The organism is Micromonospora sp. WMMD558, from assembly GCF_049315255.1.
Lineage (GTDB): Bacteria > Actinomycetota > Actinomycetes > Mycobacteriales > Micromonosporaceae > Micromonospora.
Window position 1 is genome coordinate 1,406,707 of record NZ_CP186061.1, and the last position, 26,275, is coordinate 1,432,981.

The 26,275-nt window shown below is 72.8% G+C and carries 29 protein-coding genes; 10 read left to right on the top strand and 19 right to left on the bottom strand.

Annotation, left to right across the window (positions count from 1 at the left end; genetic code table 11):
- Window positions 1-870: 870 nt before the first annotated feature.
- From ACN26Y_RS06830 to ACN26Y_RS06850, 5 genes are all read left to right on the top strand, one after another.
- The gene (locus ACN26Y_RS06830; protein ID WP_370463348.1) at window positions 871-1,113 is read left to right on the top strand and encodes an LPXTG cell wall anchor domain-containing protein; all 243 of its coding nucleotides are present in this window, start codon (window positions 871-873) and stop codon (window positions 1,111-1,113) included.
- A 132-nt stretch (window positions 1,114-1,245) separates the two neighbouring features.
- Window positions 1,246-2,682 (top strand): 3' terminal RNA ribose 2'-O-methyltransferase Hen1, encoded by a 1,437-nt coding sequence (locus ACN26Y_RS06835; protein ID WP_155333965.1) that lies wholly within the window; start codon window positions 1,246-1,248, stop codon window positions 2,680-2,682.
- Window positions 2,679-5,198, top strand: coding sequence for a polynucleotide kinase-phosphatase (locus ACN26Y_RS06840; RefSeq protein WP_422734488.1), 2,520 nt, complete (start codon window positions 2,679-2,681; stop codon window positions 5,196-5,198). Before ACN26Y_RS06835 ends, ACN26Y_RS06840 begins: the two co-directional genes overlap by 4 nt.
- A gap of 101 nt (window positions 5,199-5,299) precedes the next feature.
- Window positions 5,300-6,085: a thioesterase family protein gene (locus ACN26Y_RS06845; RefSeq protein ID WP_422734489.1), complete on the top strand. Its 786-nt coding sequence runs from the start codon at window positions 5,300-5,302 to the stop codon at window positions 6,083-6,085.
- Window positions 6,086-6,243: 158 nt separating this feature from the next.
- Entirely contained in the window at window positions 6,244-6,957 is a 714-nt protein-coding gene (locus ACN26Y_RS06850; protein ID WP_155329468.1) for a DedA family protein, read from the top strand.
- Window positions 6,958-7,091: 134 nt separating this feature from the next.
- Here the strand turns inward: ACN26Y_RS06850 and ACN26Y_RS06855 are convergent, their stop codons facing one another.
- From ACN26Y_RS06855 to ACN26Y_RS06925, 15 genes are all read right to left on the bottom strand, one after another.
- The gene (locus ACN26Y_RS06855; RefSeq protein WP_007454255.1) at window positions 7,092-7,469 is read right to left on the bottom strand and encodes an ArsR/SmtB family transcription factor; all 378 of its coding nucleotides are present in this window, start codon (window positions 7,467-7,469) and stop codon (window positions 7,092-7,094) included.
- Window positions 7,470-7,526: 57 nt separating this feature from the next.
- Window positions 7,527-8,066: an orotate phosphoribosyltransferase gene (gene pyrE, locus ACN26Y_RS06860; RefSeq protein ID WP_155329469.1), complete on the bottom strand. Its 540-nt coding sequence runs from the start codon at window positions 8,064-8,066 to the stop codon at window positions 7,527-7,529.
- 145 nt (window positions 8,067-8,211) lie between these two features.
- On the bottom strand, window positions 8,212-9,021 hold the full coding sequence (locus ACN26Y_RS06865; protein ID WP_155329470.1) for an SDR family NAD(P)-dependent oxidoreductase: 810 nt from the start codon (window positions 9,019-9,021) through the stop codon (window positions 8,212-8,214).
- Between the two features lie 9 nt (window positions 9,022-9,030).
- Window positions 9,031-9,639, bottom strand: a complete 609-nt coding sequence (locus ACN26Y_RS06870; protein WP_155329471.1) for a hypothetical protein — start codon at window positions 9,637-9,639, stop codon at window positions 9,031-9,033.
- Window positions 9,640-9,712: 73 nt separating this feature from the next.
- Entirely contained in the window at window positions 9,713-10,498 is a 786-nt protein-coding gene (locus tag ACN26Y_RS06875) for a hypothetical protein (RefSeq protein ID WP_230688906.1), read from the bottom strand.
- 70 nt (window positions 10,499-10,568) lie between these two features.
- Window positions 10,569-12,131: a polyamine aminopropyltransferase gene (locus ACN26Y_RS06880; RefSeq protein WP_422734490.1), complete on the bottom strand. Its 1,563-nt coding sequence runs from the start codon at window positions 12,129-12,131 to the stop codon at window positions 10,569-10,571.
- On the bottom strand, window positions 12,128-12,874 hold the full coding sequence (locus ACN26Y_RS06885; RefSeq protein WP_230689144.1) for a hypothetical protein: 747 nt from the start codon (window positions 12,872-12,874) through the stop codon (window positions 12,128-12,130). Before ACN26Y_RS06885 ends, ACN26Y_RS06880 begins: the two co-directional genes overlap by 4 nt.
- A gap of 62 nt (window positions 12,875-12,936) precedes the next feature.
- Complete coding sequence (locus ACN26Y_RS06890; RefSeq protein WP_155329474.1) at window positions 12,937-13,359, bottom strand: DUF350 domain-containing protein; 423 nt, start codon at window positions 13,357-13,359, stop codon at window positions 12,937-12,939.
- 42 nt (window positions 13,360-13,401) lie between these two features.
- Window positions 13,402-13,827 (bottom strand): DUF4247 domain-containing protein, encoded by a 426-nt coding sequence (locus ACN26Y_RS06895; RefSeq protein WP_422734491.1) that lies wholly within the window; start codon window positions 13,825-13,827, stop codon window positions 13,402-13,404.
- Complete coding sequence (locus tag ACN26Y_RS06900; protein WP_155329476.1) at window positions 13,824-14,330, bottom strand: DUF2617 family protein; 507 nt, start codon at window positions 14,328-14,330, stop codon at window positions 13,824-13,826. Before ACN26Y_RS06900 ends, ACN26Y_RS06895 begins: the two co-directional genes overlap by 4 nt.
- A complete protein-coding gene (locus tag ACN26Y_RS06905; protein WP_155329477.1) occupies window positions 14,331-14,954 on the bottom strand; it encodes a DUF4178 domain-containing protein in 624 nt (207 codons plus the stop codon).
- A gap of 135 nt (window positions 14,955-15,089) precedes the next feature.
- Window positions 15,090-16,010, bottom strand: coding sequence for a hypothetical protein (locus ACN26Y_RS06910; protein WP_422734492.1), 921 nt, complete (start codon window positions 16,008-16,010; stop codon window positions 15,090-15,092).
- Window positions 16,011-16,079: 69 nt separating this feature from the next.
- The gene (locus ACN26Y_RS06915; protein WP_422734493.1) at window positions 16,080-16,460 is read right to left on the bottom strand and encodes a hypothetical protein; all 381 of its coding nucleotides are present in this window, start codon (window positions 16,458-16,460) and stop codon (window positions 16,080-16,082) included.
- Between the two features lie 108 nt (window positions 16,461-16,568).
- Window positions 16,569-19,163 (bottom strand): ATP-dependent chaperone ClpB, encoded by a 2,595-nt coding sequence (clpB, locus tag ACN26Y_RS06920; protein ID WP_155329480.1) that lies wholly within the window; start codon window positions 19,161-19,163, stop codon window positions 16,569-16,571.
- An 86-nt stretch (window positions 19,164-19,249) separates the two neighbouring features.
- On the bottom strand, window positions 19,250-19,507 hold the full coding sequence (locus tag ACN26Y_RS06925) for a hypothetical protein (RefSeq protein ID WP_155329481.1): 258 nt from the start codon (window positions 19,505-19,507) through the stop codon (window positions 19,250-19,252).
- Between the two features lie 325 nt (window positions 19,508-19,832).
- Here ACN26Y_RS06925 and ACN26Y_RS06930 point away from each other — a divergent pair, with 325 nt between their 5' ends.
- The gene (locus tag ACN26Y_RS06930; protein WP_155329482.1) at window positions 19,833-20,081 is read left to right on the top strand and encodes a winged helix-turn-helix domain-containing protein; all 249 of its coding nucleotides are present in this window, start codon (window positions 19,833-19,835) and stop codon (window positions 20,079-20,081) included.
- A 26-nt stretch (window positions 20,082-20,107) separates the two neighbouring features.
- Here the strand turns inward: ACN26Y_RS06930 and ACN26Y_RS06935 are convergent, their stop codons facing one another.
- Entirely contained in the window at window positions 20,108-21,208 is a 1,101-nt protein-coding gene (locus ACN26Y_RS06935; protein WP_422734494.1) for a WD40/YVTN/BNR-like repeat-containing protein, read from the bottom strand.
- A gap of 30 nt (window positions 21,209-21,238) precedes the next feature.
- Between ACN26Y_RS06935 and ACN26Y_RS06940 the strand changes: the two genes are divergently transcribed.
- The 4 genes from ACN26Y_RS06940 (at window position 21,239) to ACN26Y_RS06955 (ending at window position 24,110) form a co-directional block, all read left to right on the top strand.
- Window positions 21,239-21,739: a cation:proton antiporter regulatory subunit gene (locus tag ACN26Y_RS06940; protein WP_155329484.1), complete on the top strand. Its 501-nt coding sequence runs from the start codon at window positions 21,239-21,241 to the stop codon at window positions 21,737-21,739.
- A 5-nt stretch (window positions 21,740-21,744) separates the two neighbouring features.
- A complete protein-coding gene (locus ACN26Y_RS06945) occupies window positions 21,745-22,950 on the top strand; it encodes a cation:proton antiporter (RefSeq protein ID WP_155329485.1) in 1,206 nt (401 codons plus the stop codon).
- 181 nt (window positions 22,951-23,131) lie between these two features.
- Window positions 23,132-23,563, top strand: a complete 432-nt coding sequence (locus tag ACN26Y_RS06950) for a hypothetical protein (RefSeq protein WP_155329486.1) — start codon at window positions 23,132-23,134, stop codon at window positions 23,561-23,563.
- 67 nt (window positions 23,564-23,630) lie between these two features.
- Entirely contained in the window at window positions 23,631-24,110 is a 480-nt protein-coding gene (locus ACN26Y_RS06955; RefSeq protein ID WP_230688907.1) for a GNAT family N-acetyltransferase, read from the top strand.
- Window positions 24,111-24,234: 124 nt separating this feature from the next.
- Here ACN26Y_RS06955 and ACN26Y_RS06960 read toward each other — a convergent pair whose 3' ends face one another.
- From ACN26Y_RS06960 to dnaJ, 3 genes are all read right to left on the bottom strand, one after another.
- Window positions 24,235-24,432: a hypothetical protein gene (locus ACN26Y_RS06960; RefSeq protein ID WP_155329487.1), complete on the bottom strand. Its 198-nt coding sequence runs from the start codon at window positions 24,430-24,432 to the stop codon at window positions 24,235-24,237.
- Window positions 24,433-24,577: 145 nt separating this feature from the next.
- Window positions 24,578-25,018 (bottom strand): heat shock protein transcriptional repressor HspR, encoded by a 441-nt coding sequence (locus ACN26Y_RS06965; protein ID WP_155329488.1) that lies wholly within the window; start codon window positions 25,016-25,018, stop codon window positions 24,578-24,580.
- 48 nt (window positions 25,019-25,066) lie between these two features.
- A complete protein-coding gene (gene dnaJ / locus ACN26Y_RS06970) occupies window positions 25,067-26,245 on the bottom strand; it encodes a molecular chaperone DnaJ (protein WP_155329489.1) in 1,179 nt (392 codons plus the stop codon).
- Window positions 26,246-26,275 lie beyond the last annotated feature (30 nt).

A 26,275-nucleotide genomic window follows, 5' to 3' on the forward strand; every position in this document is an offset into this window, starting at 1 on the left:
ACCTTCAGCTCGACCGTCACCATCGGTGAGGGCGTGGACCTGGCCGCTTCGGAGTCTCTGGCCCTGAAGGGCGCTCCCGGCACCACCGTCAAGGCCCCGCTCCAGGTGGAGAACCGGGGGCAGAAGGCTGCCAACGGTGCGGTCCTGCTGGTCTTCGGCTCGTACGGCCTGACCCCCTCCAAGCGGTACGAGAACTGCGAGTACACCAGCGGCGAGTTCGACTTCCACGCCTTCGCCTGCACGTTCGACACCACCATCGCCGAGAACGCGACCGTCCGGCTCGACTCCAGCTTCGGGTTCACCGTGCCGGCGGACAACTGGGCGCCGAACACCGATTTCGGCTCCGCGATCTGGTTCACCCCGGCCGACTGGGAGGAGTTCCTGTCGCAGGCGGATCTGGGCGTCGAGTTCGGCCAGAAGGGCACCGAGGGTGAGCTGAAGCTCGAGTCCGCCGCCGGCGCGCAGCGTACGCCGCAGACCGACGTCGACCCGTACAACAACGAGACCTGGATCGAGCTCCAGGTGACCGGCGACCAGAAGGCCGACGTGGCGGCGGTCGGCGCCACCGTCAACGGCGAGGTCGGCAGCACCGCCCCGATGAAGGTCGGCTACGTCAACAACGGCCCGGCGGCGGTCGGCACCGGTGCCGCCGAGGGGATGTGGGTCACGACCTATGTCACGCTGCCGAAGGGCGTCACCGCCGTGAGCGCCCCGGAGACCTGCTGGGACGTCGACAACGACGAGGTGGAGCCGGGCAAGCCCGGTGCCGCCGTCTACCAGTGCTTCCTGAACGGTGTCCTCCGCAAGGGCGAGAAGGCCGAGTTCGCGTTCGAGGTGCGCATCGACAAGGCCGGCAGCCAGACCGGCGAGGTGAAGCTGCGCACCGGCCACGAAGAGCTCGAGATCAAGGACCTGAACCCGGCCAACGACACCGCGAAGATCCTGGTCAACGCGGCCGGTGGCGGCGCGGGTGGCGGCGACGGGGACGACCCGACCCTGCCGATCACCGGTGACTCGACCACCCTGGTGACCGTCATCGGCGGCCTGCTGCTCATCGCCGGCGCCGCCGGCTACGTGGTGACCCGCCGTCGCAAGACGCGCTTCGTGGCCTGACACCTCCCACCACCCGGTGCCCCGCCGACCTGTCCGGTCGGCGGGGCACCGTCCGTTACGGGCGCGATCCAGGCCCGACGGCAGGGCAAAACGGGACGACACAAGATCGACGAGACTGACACCATGGTCGGCGTGCTGCTCACCCTCTCCACCACCCACCGTCCGGCGACCGACCTCGGTCACCTGCTGGTGAAGCACCCCGACCGGGCGCACTCCTTCGACGTGCCCGTCGGCACCGCGCACGTGTTCTACCCGGAGGCCGGCGAGGACCGCTGCACCGCCGCCCTGCTGCTCGACGTCGACCCGCTGCGCCTCGCCGGCCCGCGTGGCAAGGGCCGGCAGGCGGCGGCACCCCCCGACACCTTCACCCTCGGGCGGTACGTCAACGACCGGCCGTACGCGGCGTCCAGCCTGCTCTCCTCCGCCCTGTCCCGGGTGTTCCGCTCGGCGCTGCGCGGCGAGTCCCGGGACCGGCCGGAGCTGGCGCGTACGCCGATCCCGCTGGAGGTCCGCGTGCCGGTGCTGCGGTGCCGGGGCGGCGTGGACGTCGCGGCGCGGATGTTCGGCCCGCTCGGCTGGACGGTTACCGCCACCCCGGTCCCCCTCGACGAGACGCACCCCGAGTGGGGCGACAGCCGGTACGTGGACCTCACGCTGACCGGCACGCTGCGGGTGGCCGACGCCCTCAACCACCTGTACGTGCTGCTGCCGGTCCTGGACGACGCGAAGCACTACTGGGTGGCTCCGGACGAGGTGGACAAGCTGCTCCGGGCGGGCGCGGGCTGGCTGGCCGACCACCCCGAACGGGCGATGATCAGCCGCCGTTACCTGGCGCACCGGCGGGCGCTGGCCGGGCTGGCGCTGGCCCGGCTGGCCGAGGAGCGGCTCGCCGACGAGCCGGCCGCCGACGCCGACACCGTGGACGAGACCACCGAGGAGGCCGGACCGGTCCGGCCGTCGCTCGCCGTACGCCGGCGGGAGGCCGTGCTCGCGGCGCTCGCCGAGGCCGGTGCGAGCCGCGTGCTGGACCTGGGCTGCGGCGGCGGGGCGCTGCTCGCGGCGCTGGTGGGCGACCGACGGTTCACCGAGATCGTCGGCACCGACGTCGCCACCCGGGCGCTGGCCGTCGCCGCGCGGCGGCTGCGGCTGGAGCGGCTGCCGGAGCGGCAGCGCGACCGGATCCGGCTCTGGCAGTCCGCGCTGACCTACCGGGACGACCGGCTGCGCGGGTACGACGCGGCGGTGCTGATGGAGGTCGTCGAGCACGTGGACCCGCCCCGGCTGCCCGCGCTGGAGGACACCGTGTTCGGCCACGCCCGACCGCACACGGTCGTGGTGACCACCCCGAACGTGGAGCACAACGTGCGCTACGAGGGTCTCCCCGCCGGACGCCTCCGGCACGCCGACCACCGGTTCGAGTGGACCCGCGCCGAGTTCGCCGGCTGGGCCGCCCGCGTCGGTTCCACGTACGGCTACACCGTCGTCCTGCGGGGGGTCGGCGACGACGACCCCGAGGTGGGCGCACCGACCCAACTCGCCGTGTTCACCCGGACGGAGGCCGACCGATGACCGTCCTCGACATTCCCGAGCTGGCCCTGGTCGCGCTGGTCGGCGTCTCCGGCTCGGGCAAGTCCACCTTCGCCCGCCGGCACTTCGCGCCGACGCAGGTGCTCTCGTCCGACGCCTTCCGGGGAATGGTCGCCGACGACGAGAACGACCAGTCGGCGTCCGCCGACGCGTTCGACGTACTGCACTACGTCGCCGGCAGGCGGCTGCGGGCCGGGCGGCTCACCGTGGTCGACGCGACGAACCTCCAGCCGCACGCGCGGGCCGCCCTGGTCCGGGTGGCCCGCGAGCACGACGTGCTGCCGGTCGCGATCGTGCTGGAGGTGCCCGAGGCCCTGGCGTGGGAACGTACGGAGTCGCGGGCCGACCGCACCTTCGGGCGGCCGGTGCTGGCCCGGATGCAGCGGGACCTGCGGCGCACGTACGGGCAGCTCGCGCGTGAGGGCTTCCGGAAGGTGCACGTGCTGCGCGGGGTCGAGGAGATCGAGGCCGCGCAGATCCGCTACGAGAAGCTCTTCAACGACCGCCGGGAGCTGGCCGGGCCGTTCGACATCGTCGGCGACGTGCACGGCTGCCGGGCCGAGCTGGAGGCGCTGCTGGTCCGGCTCGGCTGGGATCTGGTGCGGGACGACGCCGGCCGGCCGGTGGACGCGACGCACCCGTCGGGGCGTACCGCGGTCTTCGTCGGTGACCTGGTGGACCGCGGCCCGGACTCGCCCGGCGTGCTCCGCCTGGCGATGGGCATGGTCGCGGCCGGACATGCGCTCTGCGTGCCCGGCAACCACGAGCAGAAGCTGCTGCGCAAGCTGCGCGGCCGGGACGTGCGGCTCACCCACGGCCTGGCGGAGACGATGGCGCAGCTCGCCGCTGAGCCGGAGACGTTCGCGGCCGAGGTGGCGGCGTTCGTCGACGGCCTGGTCAGCCACTACGTGCTGGACGGCGGCCGGCTGGTGGTGGCGCACGCCGGGCTGAAGGAGGAGTACCAGGGCCGCGCGTCCGGCCGGGTCCGCGCGTTCGCCCTGTTCGGGGAGACCACCGGCGAGACCGACGAGTACGGGCTGCCGGTGCGCTACCCGTGGGCACGGGAGTACCGGGGGTCCGCGACGGTCGTGTACGGGCACACGCCCACGCCGGAGCCGGAGTGGGTCAACAACACGATCTGCATCGACACCGGCTGCGTGTTCGGCGGCCGGCTCACGGCGCTGCGCTACCCCGAGCGGGAGCTGGTCTCGGTGCCGGCGGAGCGGGAGTGGTACGCGCCGGTCCGCCCGCTGACCGCCGCGCCGGCCCGTCCCGACGAGGTGCTGGAGCTGACCGACGTGACCGGCCGGCGGCACGTCGAGCACCCGTACGGGTCGCTGACCGTGCCGGCGGAGAACGCCGCCGCGGCGCTGGAGGTGATGAGCCGCTTCGCCGTGGACCCGCACCGGCTGGTGTGGCTGCCGCCCACGATGGCGCCGTGTTCGACGTCGACCGTGGACGGCTTCCTGGAGCACCCGGCCGAGGCGTTCGCCGACTACCGCGCGGCGGGCGTGGACCGGGTGGTCTGCGAGGAGAAGCACATGGGCTCGCGGGCGGTCGTCCTGGTCGACCGGGAGCCGTCGCTCGGCCCGTTCGGCGGCGGCGCGGTGTACACGCGGACCGGCCGGCCGTTCTTCGGGTCGCCGCTGGACGACGAGCTGCTCGCCCGGGTCCGGACGGCGGTGGGCGTCGCCGGGCTCTGGGCCGAGCTGGACACCGACTGGCTGCTGCTCGACTGTGAGCTGCTGCCCTGGTCGGCGAAGGCGGGCGGGCTGATCCGCGAGCAGTACGCGAGTGTCGGCGCCGCCGGCCGGGCGGCCCTGCCCGCGGCGCTGGCCGCGCTGGACGCCGCCACCGCCCGGGGGATCGACCTGGGCGAGCTGCGGGACCGGACGGCCCGCCGCCGGGACGACGTGGCCGCGTACTCGGCGGCCTACCGGGCGTACGTGGGGCCGACCGACGGCCTGCGCGGGGTGACCCTGGCACCGTTCGCGGTGCTGGCCGGGGCGAAGTCGGCCTACCCGGACCGGGACCACGGCTGGCACCTCGACCTGGCCGACCGGCTCCACGCCGCCGACCCGGCGTTCGTGACGCCGACCCGCCGTCGGGTGGTCGACCTGTCCGACCCGGCGGCCGAGGCGGAGGCCACCGACTGGTGGCTCGGGCTCACGGCGGCCGGCGGCGAGGGCATGGTCGTCAAGCCGTACGCCGGGCTCGCGGCACGGTCGGCGCGGGGATCGCTGCTCCAGCCGGGCGTCAAGTGCCGGGGCCGGGAGTACCTGCGGATCATCTACGGTCCCGGCTACACCGAGCCGGACCAGCTGGCCCTGCTGCGTCGCCGGTCCCTGGGCCGCAAGCGTGGCCTCGCCCTGCGGGAGCACGGCCTCGGGCTGGCCGCCCTGGACGCGCTGGTCGCCGGGGCGCCGCTGTGGCGTCGCCACGAGCTGGTGTTCGCGATCCTCGCCTGCGAGTCCGAGCCGGTCGACCCGCGCCTGTAGGCGCAGGCCGCCTCGACCTCCGCGCGGTCGGGGCGGCACGGCCGGCCGCCCGGTCATCCGGGTCGATCAAGCGGGCACGGCGGCCGGTAGGGTCGCCGACCATGACGTACGAGGCGTTCTACGAGCCGGCCGGCGCGGGCCGGTTCCGCGCCACCGCGGCGACGGCCGGCCCGTGGGATCCGGCCGCCCAGCACGCCGGCCCACCGTCGGCGCTGCTCGCCCGGGCCCTCTCCGCCCACGAGCCGGTCGACGGGCAACTGCTCAGCCGCGTCACGGTGGACATCCTGCGCCCGGTGCCGGTGGCGGAGCTGGCGCTGCGCGTACGGACGCTGCGCGCCGGCCGCCGGATCACCCTCGTCGAGGGGGTCGCCGAGGCCGGTGGGCAGGAGGTGCTGCACGCCCGTGGCTGGCGCATCATCGCGCCGGCCGAGCGGACACCGGCCACTCCGGACGACGCCCCGGCGGTGCCCGGCCCGGATTCCGGCGCCGATCCGGAGCTGTGGGCGACCGCCCACACCGACGGCTACCTGTCGAGCATGCAGTGGCGGGTCGTCTCCGGCGGGTTCGCGGAGCCCGGCCCGGCCCGGGTGTGGGCGCGGCCCCGCATCCCGCTGGTGCCCGGCGAGCCGGTACGCCCGGCCGAGCTCGCGTTGCTGGTGGCCGACTCGGGCAGCGGGGTGAGCGCCCGGCTGGACCTGGCCGGCTGGCTCTTCGTGAACGTGGACCTCACGGTGACGCTGCACCGGCCGCCGCGCGGCGAGTGGCTGCTGCTCGACTCGGCGACCACGATCGGTCCGCACGGCTCCGGCGTCGCGGCCAGCCGCCTCGCCGATCTCGACGGCACCGTCGGCGAGGCGCTGCAGACGCTGGTGGTGGCCCCGCGCTGACGCGGATGCGGCCCGGCGCCGGCGGGCGCGGCGTCAGCTGGTCACCGGGCCACTGTGACGTCGCCCACCGGCCGGATCGGGCAGCCGCCTAGACTACGGACGTCCGTCGCCGCCGGTGACGACCGTTCGCCAGCCGACCGACCTCGGAGGTCACCCTCGTGTCGACGCCCACCACCACCCTGGCCCTGGGCCCGGACTGGCTCGATCCCGAGGTGCTGATCTCGACGTTCGGCCTCCTCGGCATCCTGGTGATCGTCTTCGCCGAGTCGGGCCTGCTGATCGGGTTCTTCCTGCCCGGTGACTCGCTGCTGTTCACGGCGGGCCTGCTCACGGCCGACGGGCAGTACATCACCTGGCCGCTCTGGCTGGTCTGCCTGCTCATCACCCTGTCGGCCATCGCGGGCGACCAGGTGGGGTACGCGTTCGGCCGCAAGGTGGGCCCGGCGCTGTTCCGCCGGCCGAACTCGAAGCTGTTCAAGCAGGAGAACCTGTTGAAGGCACACGACTTCTTCGAGAAGTACGGCGCCCGCTCGATCGTGCTGGCCCGCTTCGTGCCGATCGTGCGGACGTTCACGCCGATCGTCGCGGGCGTCAGCCGGATGAACTACCGCACGTTCGTCGTCTACAACGTGATCGGCGGCATCCTCTGGGGCACCGGCGTGACGGTCCTCGGCTACTTCCTCGGCCAGATCCCGTTCGTCAAGGCGAACATCGAGGTGATCCTGATCGCGATCGTCGCGATCTCGGTGGTGCCGATCGTGGTCGAGCTGCTGCGGGCGCGCATGGCGGCGAAGCGCGGCACGACCGCCGCGGAGCGGGCCGCCGCCGAGGAGGCGATCCGGGAGACCCGGGAGCACTACGGCAAGCACTGAGCCGGGCCGGCAACGGCCCGGGGCGGGCGCCTACCGGGGCGGTACTGAGGGTGACGGCTTCGGCCGTCGGGCGGCCCCGGCCGGCCGTCCGGCGCCATCCCTGGTCGGGGAGGGCACCGGACGAGCGGTACGGGTCAGCGCGCCTTCTTGGTGGCGCGCTTGCGCGGCGGGGTCAGCAGATCGGCGATGGTCGCGATCGCGCTCGGCACCAGCCGGTAGTACGCCCAGACCCCGCGCTTCTCCCGCTCCAGCAAGCCGGCCTCGGTGAGGATACGCAGGTGGTGGCTGACCGTCGGCTGCGAGAGGCCGAGGGGCGCGGTCAGGTCGCACACGCACGCCTCCCCCTCCGGAGCCGACTGGATCAGGCTGAGCAGCCGCAACCGGGCAGGGTCGGCGAGGGCCTTGAGGACCCCGGCCAGCCGCTCGGCATCGGCACGTTCGATCGGCTCGCCGGCAAGCGGCGAGATCTGAGGCATGGTCATTTCAGCCAACGCAGTTCCCACGTATTCCATCCTTCCACCAGCAGCATCGATCCGCCTGCATATCAGCAGATCCGAATCGGCAGACTTTTACGCCACAAGGCCGAGGTCAGCCAACGTATAGGCCGCTCGGTACGGCAGTCCGGCGGCTCGCACCGCGTCGCCGGCGCCTCGATCAACAATAACCGCCACGCCCGCCACGTCGGCCCCGGCCTCGCGAAGCGCCTCGACGGCGGTCAACACGCTCTGACCGGTGGTGGAGGTGTCCTCGACCGCCAGCACCCGTCGCCCGGTCACATCGGGCCCCTCGATCCGACGCTGGAGGCCGTGCGCCTTGCCCGTCTTGCGGACGACGAAGGCGTCCAGGGGGCGGTCGGTGCCGGCGGCGGCGTGCAGCATCGACATCGCGATGGGGTCGGCCCCGAGCGTCAACCCACCCACCGCGTCGTACGCCCAGTCGGCGGTCAGCTCCCGCATCACCCGGCCCACCAACGGGGCCGCCTCGTGATGCAGCGTGACGCGTCGCAGATCGACGTACCAGTCCGCTTCGCGTCCCGAGGACAGCACCACCCGTCCATGGACCACAGCCAGGTCGGTAATGAATTTACGCAGGTCGTCGTGGTCCCCCATGGCGATAGAGGGTACTGCTCGACGCTGTGAGCCGCGTGTCGGGTCCACCCGTGTCGACCCTGCGGGCGATGAGACGGACGGCGATGTCCCGCTACGCTGAGCCACTGCTCGCCGGCACGGCGGGGCCCGTCGTGCCCCGGGTCGGTCAGCGTGCGTCGCGCCCGATCCGGCCGCGGGTGTCGCGGGAGACGGCCTCGAGCAGCCGCCGGGGCGCGTGCCGCAGGCCGGCAACGGCCACTTTGTACTTCCACGCCGGCACGCTGACCAGCTTGCCTTTGCCCAGGTCACGCAGGCCTTCGTCGACGACGTCCTCGGCCCGCAGCCACATCCACTCCGGGGTCTTCGACATGTCGATGCCGGCCCGACCGTGGAACTCGGTGCGGGTGTAGCCGGGGCAGAGCGCCATCACGCGTACGCCGAACGGGCGGGCGGAGAGCCCGACCGACTCGCTGAAGTTGGTGACCCACGCCTTGCTGGCCGAGTACGTCGATCCGGGCATGACCGCCCCGAATCCGGCAACGGAAGAGACATTTATCACTGCCCCGTGCCGCCGCTCGGTCATCGGACGCAGGGCGGCCAGGGTCAGCCGCATCACGGCGTGCACGTTGAGCCGGAGCAGGCGGGCCTCCGCCTCGGCCGACGAACGCAGGAACGGCGTGTTGAGGCTGATGCCCGCGTTGTTCACCAGCAGCTCGATCGGCGAACCCTCGGCGAACCGCCGCTCCACGGCCGCGCAACCGTCGTCGGTGGACAGGTCCGCCGAGATCGTCTCGACCTCGTGGCCGTGCCGGCCGGTCAGCTCGGCGGCGAACTCCGCCAGCCGGGCCGTGTCCCGGGCGACGAGCACCAGGTGCCAGCCGTCGGCGGCGAGCCGCCGCGCGAAGGCGGCGCCGATGCCGGCGGTCGCGCCGGTGACGAGGGCCCGTCGCTCGGTGGTCGGCTGGTCGAGCGTCACGGGCGGTCCTCACCTCGGGGGGTACGGGGGCGGGTACGCCGGGGCGTACGGCGCCGGTGCCGGCCGGCGGAACCAGGCGGACGCCGCGGGGAGCGCCAGCAGCACGGCCACCACAAGGTAGCCGAGCACCTGCCCGATCGAAAGCCCTGCGCCGAGCGGGATCCACCAGCCCGGGTACGCGTCGTCGAGCCGGGCCAGCAACTCGGCCACACCCCGCTCGTTCTCGTCGAGCTCCAACGGAGTGGCCCGCTGGACGGCCAGCCCCGCCAGCCCGCAGCAGCCGGCGAGCATCCCCAACCCGGCGACGACCCACGTCCCGACCCGGGCGCCGGACCGGCCGGCGCCCACGCCGACGGCGAGGACGGCGAGCAGCAGCCCGGCGACCAGGCTCACCAGTGCGCCGAGCACGGTCCAGGCGCCGACCCCGAACACCATCGTGTCGATCTCGTCGGCGCTGGCCGAGGTGTCCCGCGCCGCCGACCGGAAGGCGTCGACCGTGCCGGCCAGAACGAACACGCTCGTGACGGCGTACGCGACGGCGACGGCCGCCATCGCCACCAGCAGCACGACGGCCGCCGTCACCACCGCGGGGCGACGGGCCCGATCGGGGTACGACACGACTGGTCCCTCCGGATAGGCGTCGGGTTGCAACCTATCCGGAGGGATCGTCGTCGTCGCCGCTATCCGACGTTCAACTCACCGGCGGCGGGGTCGGACCGGGGCGGTCGGACCCGGGGTGCGCCTCGCCGCCCTGCTCCGGGCCGCCCGGCTGGCCGGGGGCGCCCGGCGTGGGGCCGGCCTGCGGGTGGCCCGGCTCGCCCGGGGCCGACGGGTAACCCGGGGTCGGCGGGTACCCGGGCTGGCCGGGGGTCGACGGGTACGCCGGGTAGGCGGCGCCGGGAACCGGTGGCTCCCACGCCGGCTCCTGCTTGCGGAAGAACTCGTTGGCCTTCGGCAGGGCGAGCAGGATCAGGGCCGCCAGCAGGGCGATGATGCTGAGAACGGTGAGCAGCAGGGTCACCGGCTCGTACCAGGACGGCAGGGCCTCGTCGAGACGACGGTTGATCTCCTCCTGGCTCGGCACGTCGCCGCTGGTCTGGCCGCCCATCGCGTTGCCGGCGGCGGTGCCGGCCAGCGCCAGACCGGAGCAGCAGAGGGCGATGCCGCCGACCACCCAGGTGATGATCCGGGCGACGTTCTTCCCCCGGTTGTTCAGCAGGGCGAGGACGACGAGCCCGACCGCGAAGAGCAGGCTGACGATGCTGCCCCCGACGAGTGCGAAGGCGATGACGCCCTCGCTGCCCTCCGCCTCGGTGCCGGCGAAGGCGTCCCGGTAGACGTCCTGGAACGTGCCCAGCGTGCTCAGACCGATGATCAGGCTCAGCACGGAGAGGGCGGCGTAGAACATGAGCAGGTAGCTGGAAATGGTCACGACGCTCGGGCGTACCCGGGCGGGCTGCTGGTGAGGATCGACCACGATTCTCCTTCCCTAGATCGCGCACACACCGTACCGAGTGCGGACCAACAGGGCAGGGCGGCGCGACGGGTCAGTAGCCGCGCCACTCGGCGCGCGCGTACTCCAGCACCCGGGGTTGCAGCAGCGTGGAGGCCGGAACGTCGACGCGGCGCCGGTCCGGCGGAAAGGCCGCGGCGGCGGCCAACGTGGCCGGGTCGAGAAAGCGTAGCGGCGGCACGCCGGCCGGCAGGGCCAGGACAGGGGCGGTCGCGCCGGGCGCGGCGAGCAGGAAACCCCAGTCGCCGAAGGAGGGAACGTCCACGTGGTACGGCGTGACGGCGAACCCGGCCGCCCGCAGCGACGCGTCGATCGACCAGTACGACCGGGGCGCGAAGTACGGCGAACCGGCCTGCACGACGAGCCGCCCGCCGGCGGCGAGGGCGTTGCGGGCCAGCGCGTAGAACTCGACGGTGTAGAGCTTGGCGGTGGCCGTCTCGTCCGGGTCGGGAAGGTCGGCGACCACCGCGTCGAACCGTTCGGCGGTGGTCCGCAGCCAGCCGAACGCGTCGGCGTGCACCACGCGTACGCGGGGGTCGTCGAGGGCGCCCCCGTTGAGCCGGCGCAGTTGCGGCTCGCTGCGGGCCAGCGCCACCACCGCCGGGTCCAGGTCGACCACGGTGATCCGCCGGACGTCCGGGTAGCGCAGCAGTTCCCGGACCGCGAGCCCGTCCCCGGCGCCGAGCACCAGCACCTCGCCGCGCGGCCCGGCGAGCACCGGGTGCACCAGCGCCTCGTGGTAGCGGTACTCGTCGACCGAGCTGAACTGGAGGTCACCGTTGAGGAACAGCCGCAGGTCGGTGGCGCCGCGGCCGGGTTCGGCGACCGACCGGGTCAGCACGATCTCCTGGTAGCGGCTGCGCTCGGCGTGCACCACCGGATCGCGGTAGAGCTGCTGCCGGGCGGTCACCTCGAAGTCGCGGGCGGTCAGCCACGCGTACCCGAGGCAGAGGGCCACCACCACGGAGCCGGCGGTGAGCGCGACGCGTGCCCGGCCGCTCAGCTCCCGCCGGAAGACGGTGAAGACCAGTGCCAGGCCGGCGACCGCGTTCACGGCACCCACCACGAGCGCGCCCTTGAGCTGGCCGAACAGCGGCAGCAGCAGGAACGGGAACGCCAGGCCGCCGAGCAGCGCGCCGACGTAGTCGGCCGCGAACAGGTCGGCCACCGCGCTTCCGGCGGCCTGCGCCCGGATGCGTTGCAGCAGCACCATCAGCAGCGGGATCTCCGCGCCGATCAGCAGCCCCAGCACGAAGGCGGTGCCGACCAGGGCCGGCCCGTACAGGTCCAGCCAGGCGAACGCCGCGTAGAGGCCGAGCACGGACAGGCCGCCGAGCAGGGCCAGGGCCAGCTCGATCGCGGCGAACGCGGCGGCGGCGCGCGACTGCAACGGCTTGGCGGCGAGCGCGCCGACGCCCATGGCGAACACCATCACACCGAGCACGATCGACGCCTGGCCGACCGTGTCGCCGATCAGGTAACTGCCGAGCGCGACCAGGGCCAGCTCGTAGACCAGGCCGCAGGCGGCGCAGACGAACACCGCGGCCAGCACGGCGGCGCGGGCGAGGCGCCACCGTGCCGGCGCGTCGACCGTCACGCTTTCTCCGGCGTACGCGCGGCGGTCCCGCCCCTGGGGCGCGGGCCCGGAACCGCCGGTGCGGCGGCCTCCCGGCGCTGCCTGCGACGCAGCACCAGACCGACGGTGACCAGCAGGGCGGTGATCAGCAGCAGCGCGGCGGCGCCGATGAACCAGCCACACCGGTCCCGCCACAGGTCACTGCCGGCGTCCTTGAGCGGAGTCGGGTCGGCGGGCGCGGCGGCGGTGTCCACCGGCTCCGGGCTGGCCGCGCCGCGCTCGGCGACGAGCAGCGGCAGGGTGACGGCGGCGCGGGTGACTGCCCACCCCGGGTCGTCGACGAAGGCGTCGTCGGTCAGGTCGAAGCGGGAGAGCCCGGTCTGCACCAGGATCAGGTCGCTGGCCTCGAAGTCGGGCGAGCCCTGCACCGCCACGGACGCGTAGTCCTCGGCCTCGCTGCTGTCCGAGGTGTAGGTGACGATGCCCCTGACCTGCACCCAGCGTGGGCACTGTGGGTGGTTCTCCACCGGGACGCCGTCGCCCAGGTTGGACCCGGCACTGACCACGTCGTCGTCGCGGTAACCGTCCTGGAGCTTCCAGCCGTAGCAGATGCCCTGGCTCTCGAAGGCCTGGCGCAGGATCGGCACGGTGTCGTTCCGCTCGGTGGCGGTGGGCGGCGGCACCACGGTGCTGTCGTCGTCACCGCCGGTGGCCACCCCGATCACACAGGCGCCGACCAGCACCAGGGTCACGATGCCCCACACCAGCGCGGCCTGGCCGCCCTTCTTCTTCGGCGCCGCCTTCCCGGGCGCCCTGCCGCCGGCCATCAGCTGATCGCGGCGGCGATGATCGCGCCGGTGGCGAGGTGGACGACCGCGGACACCCAGACCGCCGGGTGCGGCTCCGGGTCGACCAGGATCTCGCCGAGCTTGCCGGGGGTGGCGACGTCCAGCACCAGGAACGCGGCGGCCATGATGACCAGGCCGAGGATCCCGTACGACGCCGCGCCGACCAGCCCGAGGACGAAGTCGTCCTCGCTGGCGACGATCGCGGCGACCACGATGACGCCGACACCGGCCAGGTTCGAGGCGAGCAGCAGCGCGGCGTTGCGGTTGCGCTCGTTCCAGATCAGCTCGTTCAGCTTTCCCGGGGTGGTTACGTCGACCAGGACGTAGCCGATGCCCATGAGGACGACGCCGACCACCCCGTACGCGAGGGTGACCAGCAGGTCGGTGACGAGGGTCTGCACAGGGGTGCTCCAGGGATCGTTCGGACTTCGGAGGTGTTGGATCTACTTGCCGCTGCCGGGACCGCCGCCCCGGACGGTGTTCCCCCGGCCCCAACCCCAGTGGTTGCCGACCGTGGAGTGGTAGCGCGGGTACGCGGTGTCGAGCTTCTCCAGGAGGATCAGCGAACCGGCGGCGGCCGGCAGGATCACCACCGAGTCGTCGTCGTAGCGCAGGTAGACGCCGCTGCCGTCGACGTACCGGTCGGCCGGCTTCCAGGCGTCCGTGATCTCCTCGGCGACCTGGCTCGGCCGGCGCGACGACATGTAGGCGACCGCCGCGCCGCCGATGTCCCGGGCGGAGGCCCGGTCGTACCGGTCCTGCACGAAGCCGCGCGGGGAGAAGTTGCCGTAGAAGATGGCGAAGGCGGCGACGAGCGCGCCGATGACGGCGAACACCACTCCCACCACGAACCAGCGTCGGTACGTCATCGCAGGGCCACCACCGTTTCGGTCAGGACGAGTTCGTTGGTCTGGGGGTACGCGTGCCAGGTGCGCCAGCCGAGGGCGCCGTCCGGCGGGTCGGGGCGCACCGACAGCGCGGTGACCGCGTCGACGTCGCCGGGGAAGACCCCGACCAGCGCGTACGGGTCGTCGGCCAGGTCCGCGCGGAGCGCGGCCACCCGGTCCCGCAGGCCGTTGCTTTCCGGACGCAGCACGGTGGCGGTGAACCGGTAGCCGGCCCGCTCGTCGTGCAGGGCGCCGGGCAGGTCGGGCCGGCGGCCGGGCAGGCAGGCCACCGTCTCGGTCAACGTGGTGCCGGGCGCCCGCAGCACCACCTGGTGCGAGGCGCCGAGCAGGCGCAGCCGTACGTGGACGCCGCCGGGCAGGTCGAGGTCGAGCACGTGCAGCGCGGGGCGCTCGGCGTCGTCGAGGGCGAGGCTGAGGTCGGCGGCGCTGGTGTCGACGTACGGGGCGTGGAGGGTGACGAGCACTCAGCCCACCTCGGCCTGCGGGTAGATCATCACCTCGGCCCGGTGCAGCTTCTCGCCCCGGGCCACCTCCCACCCGGTCTCGCCGTACGCCTCGAACGACAGCCGCGCGCCGCCCGGCGCCTGGTAGTCGTGGTAGCGCATGGTGCCGCTCGGGTCGAGTCCGGTCGTGCCGACCGCGGTGTAGCGGGCCTGCCCGGACTCGTCCCAGCTGTACCGGCGGCCGGCGAAGTCGATGGTCGGGGCGCCCGGCGTGACCGTTGCTCCCGGCTCGGCCTCCCACAGCACCAGTTCCAGTTCCGGGTCCTCCTCGACGGAGAGCCAGCGGCGTACGCCGCCCGCGTCGTCGAGGAGGTGCTCCGCCCAGCTCCACCCGCCTTCGACCAGGCGGATCGAACCCCGGACCGGGTACGTCACGCCGCGTACCTCGACGATGTCGCCGGGCTTGAGCCGGCGCGGGTCGCCACGGAGCGCGTCCGCGTCCCGGTCCCGGAGAGGGTCGCCGGGACCCTTGGCGCCGGACGGGCGCGGGCGGGAACGACGCTGGGCCAGTACGGCGATCACCACCCCGGCCACCCCGACCACGCAGCCCGCTCCCGCCAGCAGGTACGCCACCGACCCGTTCACCGACAACCTCCCCAGGTACGTCGGCGCAGACGGTAACAACCCCGCGCACCTGGGGAAACTTCTCCCGATAGCGTGATCGACCGGCTACCGGCCGTGTCTTCCCGTCTCCCTTGTGGACGCTCGACGGTGATCGGGTCAGCCATCGTCGGCAGAGGAGCCGGGCGAGTCCGGGCCGGGTTGCCCGGGATCGACGGGTGCGCCCGTAGCGGGTGGTTGCGCGTGCGCCGACGGGTCGGGGCAGACCAGGTATCCGGGCGGGGCGGGGACGTAGCCCGGCGGGACATGTCCCGGCGCGACGTAGCCCGGCGCGACGTAGCCCGGCGCGACGTAGCCCGGCGCGACGTAGCCCGGCGGGGCGTAGCCCGGCGGGGCGTAGCTGTATGGCGGGATGACAGGCGAAGGCAGCGGTGGCGCTGGTCGCACGGGCACCGCGGGGACGAACCAGCGGTGCGCGGGCGGCAGCGCCAGCAGCAGCACCACCGCGCCGGTCAGCAGGAACACCGCCAGCGCCCCGGCCATGCCCAGCGGGAAGAACACCGCCTCGAACGGGTCGGTCGTCCCGTACAGGGCGTCGAGGAAGGCGCTGTCCCCCCAGAAGTCCTCCGGCATGCCCTCCTCGTCGGGGTACGGAGGCCCCTCCCCGTCGAAGCCGGCGACGAACATCATCGGGAAGAAGAGCGCCCCGAAGCAGCCCTGCCCGAGGCAGACCAGAAGTTGGCCCCCGGCGGCCACGAAGACCAGGATCCGGGCGGTGTTGCCGCCCCGGCGGACCGGCCGGGCCGTCGCGGCGTACCAGACCGCGAGCAGCAGGACCGGCAGCCCGATGAAGACCGCACCGGTGACGTTGCCCCACCGCTCGGCGCGTACCTCGTCGGGGTCGGCGCTCGGAACCGCGCGGACCGCGTCGTCGATGCGCCCGTCCCACTGGATCGCCTGAGCGATCACCAGGCCCAGGAGGCCGAGCAGGACCAGCACGGCGGTGAGCTGCAACCAGAAGGCGACATCGACGGTACGCGGCCGGGGCGGGCGTGCCGGGACGCCGGTGGGAGCGGTCATGTCAGGCAAGGTAGGGCTGCGACGCCAGCGCCGGCAGAGCCGTTCGGCCGCTCGTCACCGGCCGGTTGATCACGACTGGCCGAGGCGGTCCCCGGCGTACTCCCGCAGGGTCGTGCGGTCTATGACACAGCCGGTGAACGTGGGGACCTCCGCGGGGTCGTCGCGGAGCCGCTCCCAGGCCGACCGTCCGGCCGCCGGGTCGAGCCGCTCCAGCAGAGCGGCGGCGTACACCCGCCCGGCGGGCGAGCCGGTGCCGAGCAGCCGGTCGAGCTGTGCGCGTACCGCGTCGGGGTCGTCGGCCAGCGCGGCCTCGACCCGGCGGTACGCCTCGGTCACCGGCAGCAGCGTCCCGGCGATCCCCACCGGTCCGAACGCGACCGTCTCGGCGCGATGCAGCTCGGCGAGCGCGGCGGCCAGTTCCCGCCCCTTCTTCCTCCCAATCCCGAACACGCCCGGTTCCTACCCCACCGCCCCACCCTCACCCTGTCGATCATGAAGTTGGCGGGCTCCAAGGAGATCGAATCGCCCGCCAACTTCATGATCGACCAGGGATGCGGGTCAGGGGGCGGCCGTTACCGCCAGGGCGTCCTTGGAGTCGGACAGGTCGACCTTTACCGTGTCGCCGTCGCGGATTCCGCCGCTCAGGAGGGCCTTCGCCAACTGGTCGCCGATGGCGGACTGCACCAGGCGGCGCAGCGGGCGGGCACCGTAGATCGGGTCGTACCCGTGCTCGGCGAGCCAGGTGCGGGCCGGCTCGGTGATCTCCAGGCCCAGACGGCGGTCGGCCAGCCGGCGGCGCATCCGGTCCAGTTGGATGTCCACGATGGCCCGCAGGTCCTCACCCTGGAGCGCGGCGAACACCACGATGTCGTCGAGGCGGTTGAGGAACTCCGGCTTGAAGTGCGACCGGACCACCGCCAGGACGCCCTCACGTCGCTGCTCCTCGGCCAGCGTCAGGTCGCTGATCACCGACGACCCGAGGTTGGAGGTGAGGATCAGGATGGCGTTGCGGAAGTCCACCGTACGGCCCTGGCCGTCGGTGAGCCGGCCGTCGTCGAGCACCTGAAGCAGGATGTCGAAGACGTCTTGGTGGGCCTTCTCCACCTCGTCGAGCAGGATCACCGAGTACGGCCGGCGGCGCACCGCCTCGGTGAGCTGGCCGCCCTCCTCGTACCCGACGTAGCCGGGCGGGGCACCGACCAGGCGGGCGACGGAGTGCTTCTCGCCGTACTCGCTCATGTCGATGCGGACCATGGCCCGCTCGTCGTCGAAGAGGAACTCGGCGAGCGCCTTCGCCAGCTCGGTCTTGCCGACGCCGGTGGGGCCGAGGAAGAGGAAGCTGCCGGTCGGGCGGTCCGGGTCGGCGACGCCGGCCCGGGCGCGGCGCACCGCGTCGGAGACCGCGCCGACCGCCTCGGACTGGCCGACCACGCGGGCGCGCAGCGACTCCTCCATCCGCAGCAGCTTCGCGGTCTCGCCCTCCAGCAGGCGACCGGCCGGGATGCCGGTCCAGGAGGCGACCACGGCGGCGATGTCGTCCGCGCCGACCTCCTCCTTCAGCATCGCGCCACCGGCCTGGAGCCGGGCCAGCTCCTCCTCGGCCCGCTTCAGGTCGGCCTTGAGCGCGGGGATACGGCCGTACCGCAGCTCGGCGGCACGCTCCAGCTCGCCGTCGCGCTCGGCACGCTCGGCCTCCCCGCTGAGCCGCTCCAACTCCTCCTTGGCGGTCGACAACTTGGTGATGTGGCTCTTCTCCAGCTGCCAGCGCTCCGAGAGGGCGGTGAGCTGCTCGCGCTTGTCGGCCAGCTCCTTGCGCAGCCGCTCCAGCCGCTCGGCGGACGCGGCGTCCGGCTCCTTGGCCAGCGCCATTTCCTCGATCTCGAGCCGGCGCACCGCCCGCTCGATCTCGTCCACCTCGACCGGCCGGGAGTCGATCTCCATGCGCAGGCGGGACGCCGACTCGTCGACCAGGTCGATGGCCTTGTCCGGCAGGAAGCGGTCGGTGATGTAGCGGTCCGACAGGGCGGCGGCGGCGACCAGCGCGGCGTCGGTGATGCGTACGCCGTGGTGCACCTCGTAGCGTTCCTTGAGCCCGCGCAGGATGCCGATGGTGTCCTCGATCGTCGGCTCGCCGACCAGCACCGGCTGGAAGCGGCGCTCCAGGGCCGGGTCCTTCTCGATGTGCTCGCGGTACTCGTCCAGCGTCGTCGCGCCGACCATCCGCAACTCGCCGCGGGCGAGCATCGGCTTGAGCATGTTGCCGGCGTCCATCGAGCCCTCGCCCTTACCGGCGCCGACCACCGTGTGCAGCTCGTCGAGGAAGGTGATGACCTGGCCGTCGGAGTTCTTGATCTCCTCCAGGACGGACTTCAGCCGCTCCTCGAACTGCCCCCGGTACGACGCGCCGGCCACCATCGCGCCCAGGTCGAGCGAGACGAGCTTCTTGTCCCGCAGCGACTCCGGCACGTCACCGGCCACGATCCGCTGGGCGAGACCCTCCACGATGGCGGTCTTGCCGACGCCCGGCTCACCGATCAGGACCGGGTTGTTCTTCGTACGCCGCGACAGCACCTGGATCACCCGGCGGATCTCGGCGTCCCGGCCGATCACCGGGTCGATCTTGCCGTCGCGGGCACTGGCGGTCAGGTCGACGCCGTACTTCGCGAGGGCCTGGTAGGTCTGCTCCGGGTCGGCCGTGGTGACCCGCCGGTCGCCGCCACGCACGGTCGGGAACGCGGCGACCAGGGTCTCCTCGGTGGCACCGGCGGACGTGAGCGCGGCCGACACCGCGCCACCCACCCGGGCCAGGCCGGCGAGCAGGTGCTCGGTGGAGGTGTACTCGTCGCCGAGCGGCCGGGCGATCTGCTCGGCGGCGCCGATGGCGTTGACGAACTCGCGCGCCAGGGTCGGCTCGGCGATGCTGGAGCCGCGGGCGGCGGGCAGCGCGTCGATCGCGCGCTGGGTGGCCCGGCGCAGCTCGCCGGGGTCGGCCCCGACGGCGCGCAGCAGGCCGGCCGCGGTCGACCCCTCGGTGTCCAGCAGGGACAGCAGCAGGTGCCAGGGCTCCACGGTGGCGTGGCCGCGCTGGTTGGCGAGTGCGACGGCACCGGTGATGGTCTCGCGGCTCTTGGTGGTGAGACGTTCGGTGTTCATGGGCTCCCCCGGATCGGCGTTGTCCACTGGTACGGACACTCCCAGAGTTGAGCCCATTCCGCTCAACCCTACGGGTGTGACCTGAGTCACCGTGGCCAGGGTGGGCGCGCCGTGCAGGGTGTCTCGTGGTCGGCCCGGAGGGCGCAGCGCCGGCCGCCGTCGAGCTTGCGGTCGCAGAAGACCCAATGGCGTACGCCCTGATTGTCCTCCGTCGACACCGTGATCCCACCCGCCTCGACGCAGCCGAGGAAGGCCAGCGAGCGGGCGACCGCCCGAGCCAGGATCTTGACTCGGGCCAGGTCCGGCGCCGTGACCGGCAGGTGGATGACGTACCGCCCGCTCATCGCAACCTCTCGCCGTCAGGTGGAAGGGGCGGCCCGGCCAGGTCCCGTCGGCCGGGCCGCCCCACCCTGCCACCGCAGCCTCCATAGGCAGTACGTCCGCAGGGTTGAACGCGGCCGAGACGAGCCACGGGGGATGCCCGCCTCGGCCTGATGAGCGCCGTCGAGAAGTTGGTTGCCTACCAGGACTTCCGCCACGGACCGCCCGTCGAAGCCAACATACAATGCAAAGCATTCGAACACAACAAGTGACCATGCTAAGCACGCGAAGTGTTGGAGGATCGGTCGCGATCATGGGAAGATCTTGGGGCCTACCAGGAGTGCCGTCATGCCCCGAGTTTCCGACCGCCAGCGGATTGCACAGGACATCCGCGACAAGATCAGCTCAGGTGAATACGCCCCGGGCGACAAGCTGCCGTCGCTGCGTGAGATGACCGTTCACTACGGAGTCTCCGCCGAGCCCGTGCGATCAGCTCTGCTGATCCTTCACGCGGAGGGCCTGATCGAAGGCCACCAGGGCAAGGGCACCTACGTCACTCCCCGTCCCGCCCCGACACGTCGCGACGGCGAGGCGTGACCCGAGATCTTCCAAGATCTCGAAACCTACGCCGCCTCCAGCACCACCCTCGTCCAGGTGGTGAAGGGGGGTCGGGCCAGGAGGAGTTCCTTGGGGGCGGCTGCCGTGAGGGTGCCGTCGTCGAGGATCCGGAGGTAGTGCTCGGGGCTCACCGGCCAGGGCACGTCGGTGTAGCGGCCGCCGGCCACCACACCCGCCCCGCGTGAGCTGACCACCGCCGCTCGCCCACCACCCAGCAGCGCCGGCGGGGCCACCCGCTCCGGATGCCCCTCGGCGCGTACCGGCTGCCAGGAGCCGGCCCAGCGCCACAGCGCCGGGAATCCCCTGCGGTCCGGCCGCTCGCCGATCAGCCACAGCTCCCCGTCCGGCGCGACCTCGACCCGGGTGATGTTCACGTCGCCGGTCGCCGGTGCCGGCACCGGGGTCGCCCGCCAGCTCCGCCCCCCGTCGGTGGAGACCGCCGCGTACGGCAGGCCGCCGGCCGCCCCGGCCGCGGCGAGCAATCCTCTGCTCTCACCGACCGTGTTCAGTCCCCGTACCCCGGGCTGCACCGGAAGCCGGTCCAGGCCGGCGCCGTCCCAACGGCCCACGCCGCCCTCGGCCTCGACGATCTGGAAGCGCCCCTGGGCGGCCCGCCACTCGACGGGCCCCGCCTCGCCCCTGGTGTGCCGGAAGGTCCGGCCGCCGTCCGTGGAGGCCCACCAGCCGTACGGTTCGCTGAGCAGTGCCAGCACGCCGGTGGCGACGTACACCTGCTGGTTGTCGGCGACGGGTCGCGGGTGCCGGAGCTTCCGCCACGAGCGGCCGCCGTCCGTCGTGGCGTAGAGCAGCGCGGGACAGTCCCGGCCAGGTGGCCGCTCGCCGCAGGAGGCGAAGAGGGCGTAGCCGTGGGAGGCGTCGACGAACTCGACGTACGGGCGGTCGTACCCCTCGGGCACCGCAACCTGCACGCGACGCGTCTCCGCGACGGCGACCGCGGTGGGCGGAGGCCCGGGGGTTTGCGAGATGGCGGCGGACGGCCCAATGGGGGCCGTCCGGGACGGCGGGTCGCGGCGGATGTCCCCGATCGAACAGGCCGCCAGCATCGGCACCAGTGCGACCAGCCAGGGGAGACGCCGCTCGATCATCCCGACCTCCGTCAGAGGTAGCCTTGTGCCGTGCGAGTACGTGTCGAACAGACTGCCCTACCGGGGATCGGCGTACGTCACGAGCTGGTGACGGAGTCCGGACGCCGGCTCGGCGTCGTCACTCACCGCAACGGCCGTCGTGACCTCGTCCTGTACGACCCGGACGATCCCGACTCCTGTCAGGCGGACATTCCGCTGACCGACGACGAGGCGGAGGCGCTCGCCGACATCCTCGGCGCGTCGCTGATGCTCGGCCAGCTGTCGGGCCTGCGGGAGCAGGCCGCCGGCCTGCTCACCGAGCAGATCGCGATCCCGGCCGGCTCGTCGTACGTCGGTCGCAAGCTCGGCGACACCAAGGCGCGTACCCGCACGGGCGCCTCGATCGTGGCGGTGCTGCGCCACGGCGAGGTGATCGTCTCTCCGGACCCCTCGTTCCGCTTCGCGGCCGGTGACGTGGTGGTCGTCGTCGGGACCCGGCAGGGCCTCGACGGCGTGACCGCCATCTTCGCCGACGGTGACCCGGACGGCTGAGGCGGATGCACGAAACCACGTCGCTGCTCGTCGAGGTCGGCGCGCTGCTGTTCCTGCTCGGCCTGCTCGGCCGGCTCAGCCGACGGATCGGCCTCTCCCCCATCCCGCTCTACCTGCTCGCCGGCCTGGTCTTCGGGCACGGCGGCGTGTTCGAGTTCAAGGCCAGCGAGGAGTTCTTCGCGATCGGCGCCGAGATCGGCGTGATCCTGCTGCTGGTCATGCTCGGCCTGGAGTACTCGGCCGGCGAGTTGGTCGGCAACCTCCGGGCGGCCGCACCCGCGGGGCTCATCGACGGCGTGCTCAACGCGCTGCCGGGAGCCGCCTTCGCGCTGCTGCTCGGTTGGGACTGGGTGGCCGCGATCGTGCTCGCCGGCATCACCTGGGTCTCGTCGTCCGGCGTCATCGCGAAGGTGATCGCCGACCTGGGCCGGCTCGGTAACCGGGAGACGCCGGTGGTGCTCTCGGTGCTGGTCATCGAGGACCTGGCGATGGCCTTCTACCTGCCGCTGCTCACCGCCGTCCTGGCCGGGACCGGCCTGATCGGCGGGGGGATCGCGCTCGCCATCGCGGTCACCACGGTGCTGGTCGTGCTGGTGGTGGCGATCCGGTACGGCCGGATCATCTCGAACATCATGTCGGCCAAGGATCCGGAGGCGCTGCTGCTCGGCGTTCTCGGCCTGACCCTGCTGGTCGCCGGCGTCGCCGCGAAGCTCCAGGTGTCGGCCGCGGTCGGCGCGTTCCTGGTCGGCATCGCGATCTCCGGGCCGGTGGCGCACCACGCCAGCGAGCTGCTGACCCCGCTGCGCGACCTGTTCGCCGCGGTGTTCTTCCTCTTCTTCGGGCTGGTCACCGACCCGCGGGACATCCCGCCGGTGCTGCTGCCGGCACTAGCGCTGGCCGTGATCACGATGGGGACGAAGACGCTGACGGGCTACCTCGCCGCCCGGCGGGCCGGCATCGCCGAGCCCGGCCGCTGGCGCGCCGGTCTCGCCCTGGTGCCCCGTGGGGAGTTCTCCATCGTCATCGCCGGTCTGGCGGTGGCGGCCGGAAGCGTCGAGCCGCGGTTGGCCGCGCTCGCCACGGCGTACGTGTTGATCACGGTCGTGACCGGGCCGATGCTGGCACGGGTTCCCGATCTCGCCTGGTTCAAGGGCTGGCTGCGGCGCCGGGCGGCGGCGCAGCGGGCCCAGCCGGCACCCGTCGCCGACTGACGGCTTTCCGTCGTCCCGGCCGGTTTCGACCCGTACGCGCGGAGCCGGCCGGCCAACGGTTGCCGAATTGCTTCCGGCAGGGTCTACCGCTGGTCGCCCCTCCGCGTTACCGTTTCGCCCCAGCAGCCATGGGGTTCGCGGGTGTACGTCGGCCCGCGTGGGAGAGCGGGAAGGTTGGCCGGTGAGCGTGCAGGAATCGACGTTCCACGGCTTCGCCAATCCGGTCGACCCGTCACCGGCGGAGTTGCGGGCGTGGGCGTACCACCCGGACTCGGTGCCGCTGACCTCGATGCCGCCGGACTGGGACCTGCTGGTCTCCGGTGACCGGCTGGTGCTGACCCTCTTCGACCTGGCCATGGATCCGGCCTGCCCGGCCCGCCGCTTCGCGATGCACTGCCTCTACATCTACGCCGCGGACGGGATCCGGACGAACTTCCGTGCCCACCCGAAGCGCCGCTTCCGCAAGCTGGTGGAGCAGGCCGAGCGGGACGGCGACGAGTTGATGCGCACGTGGGCGCACAACAGCCGGGTGCTGCTGGCCCGGCCGGACCTGTTCGTCTACCGCGACTGGTGCGAGGGCGGCCTGGTCCGCGAGAACCGCCGCCTCGGCTGAGCGCCGCCGTTCCGGACGCATCGGGCAACGTTTGCGCGCCCACCCCACCCCTGGAGTTGCAATCACCGTGCCGACCGAACAGCACCCCACCATCCGACCTGGGACCGGGGAAGACCTCAATGAGCTTCAGGCGCTCGCGCGTCGCACGATCGACACCCGTTACCGCGGGTTTCTCGGCGACGAGGGAGTGGACTGGTTTATCGGTAGTGGCGCTGCTGACGCCCACGTAGCGAGCCATCTGCAGCGGGGTGGTGTGCTCTGCCTCAGCCAGGAAGGCCGGATCGTCGGCTTCGCCATCCTTGACGGCCCCACGATCGACCTGATGATGATCGACCCCGATCACCACCGTCGAGGATTGGGCCGTCTCCTGCTTCGGCACGCGGAGGAAACGCTCCTCGCCCAGCACTCGACCATCCGGCTTGAGAGCTTCGCGGACAACACCGCGGCCAACTCGTTCTATGAGGCGTGCGGCTGGGTGCACGGGGACCAGCTGGAGAGCGAGGGACCGGCCAAGGTCGAGTACACCAGGAACAGCACCGGCGATTGACGGCCTACCTGGTCGATCAGGAAATTGGCGGGTCGATTCACCCGTTGACTCACGATCAACAGGTGCGGCGTGCGGGCCGGGACCCCCCGTGGGTCCCGGCCCGCACGTCGGCTGACGTCGGCCGTCAGCGCGCCTTCGGATTGCGGCTCTCGCGACGCCCCTGGTCGATGCCGTGATCGACCGCGTCGGCGAACCGCCCTTCTTTGATCTTGTCGCCGAGCTTCCCCTCGGTGAGCTTGTCGAACTTCCTCCGGACGTTCTCGGCCACCTGCTCAAGCCGGTCTTCCGTCTGCTGGGCAACCTTCTTCGCCGATTCCGCCATGGCTCCCCCTGCCATCGGAGTCCGGATTGAGTTGGTTGAACCTGATTCTGAGGCTAGCGGACCCGCCCACACGTGGCGCGGAAAAACCGGGATACGGCGAACGGCGGCGCCCCGGGCAGGGGACACCGCCGTTCGGTGCGATCCATCAGCGCTCGGGGTTCCGGCGGGGACGCCAGACCACCAGCGCGGTGGAGGTGCGGTTGGTGGGTACCAGGTCGCTGCCGGGGAACCGGGCGATGGCCTCCAGCTCGGCGATCCGGCGGTACGCGGCGTCCAGTTCCGCCTCCAGCCGGGCCACCCGCTGCTGCGCCTGCTCCAGCAGCCGCTCCAGCCCGATGATCCGCTTGACGCCGGCCAGGTTGATGCCGTCGTCCTGGCTGAGCCGCTGCACCTCGCGCAGCAGCACCACGTCCCGGACGCTGTACCGGCGACCGCCCCCGGCCGCCCGGCCGGCCTGCACCAGCCCCAGCCGGTCGTACTGGCGGAGCGTCTGCGGGTGCATGCCCGCCATCCGCGCCGCCACCGAAATCATCAGTACCTTGGCCTCGTAGGCAGGGTCACCCGCGCCGACGAACTCGTCCGACATCCCCGCTCACCTCCGCACGTACTGCATCAGGCCCACTGAAACACCACGTCAACTGACACGACGCACCCGCGCGTCGAGATGTTCCCGGGCCGCCGGCGGAGTCTGCGCGGCGAACGTCTCCAACGCCACCCGCGCCTCGTCCGACAGCGTCGCCGGGACCGCCACGTCCAGGGTGACCAGCAGGTCCCCGGCCCGGCCGTCCTTGCGGACCACCCCCTTGCCCCGCGCCCGCAGGACGCGCCCGCTCGGCGTACCCGGCGGCACCCGCAGGGTCACCGCGCCGTCGAGCGTGGGTACCCGCAGATCGGTGCCGAGCACGGCCTCGGCGAAGGTGATCGGCACGGTCAGGGTCAGGTCGTCACCGGACCGCCCGAACAGATCGTCCGGGCGCACCTTGACGTGGACGTACAGGTCGCCGGCCGGGCCGCCGCGCTCGCCGGGCTCGCCCCGTCCGGCCAGCCGGATCCGCTGGCCGTCGGCCACGCCGGCCGGGAACCGGACGTTGAGCGTCCGGGTCTTGGTGACCCCGCCCGTGCCCTGGCACTCCGGGCACTTCTCCTCGACGACCGTGCCCACGCCCTGGCAGTTGCGGCACGGCTCGGAGAAGCTGAACGACCCCTGGTTGCGGGTGGTCACGCCGGCGCCGTGGCAGACCGCACAGGTACGCGGCTGGGTGCCGGGCTTCGCCCCGCTGCCGTGGCAGGTGTCGCACACGCCGGGGGCGCGCAGCGTCAGCGGGAGGGTCACCCCGCGTACGGCGTCGTCGAAGTCGAGCGCGACCTCGGCCTCGACGTCCCGCCCGCGGGCCGGCCCCCGGGGCCCGGCACCGCCACCGCCACCGCCCGAGAAGATCGAACTGAACAGGTCCTGGAAGCCGGCGCCGCCGAAGCGCCGGTCACCGCCCGCCGCGCCGCCGAAGAGGTCGGAGACGTCGAACGGCATGCCGCCCGGCTGCCCCCCGCCGCGGGCGCTGCGGCGGAACGCGCCCGAGCCGAACAGCGAGCGCATCTCGTCGTACTCGCGGCGCTTGGCCTCGTCGCCGAGCACCGCGTACGCCTCGGAGACGGCCTTGAACCGCTCCTCGGCCCTGGGGTCGCCGGGGTTGTGATCCGGGTGCGACTCGCGCGCCAGCTTCCGGTACGCCTTCTTGATGTCGTCAGCGGAGGCGGCCTTCTGCACGCCCAGGACGGCGTAGTAGTCCTTCTCGACCCAGTCCTTGGAACTCACCGGTCCACCCCCTTCCCGCTTCGAGACCGT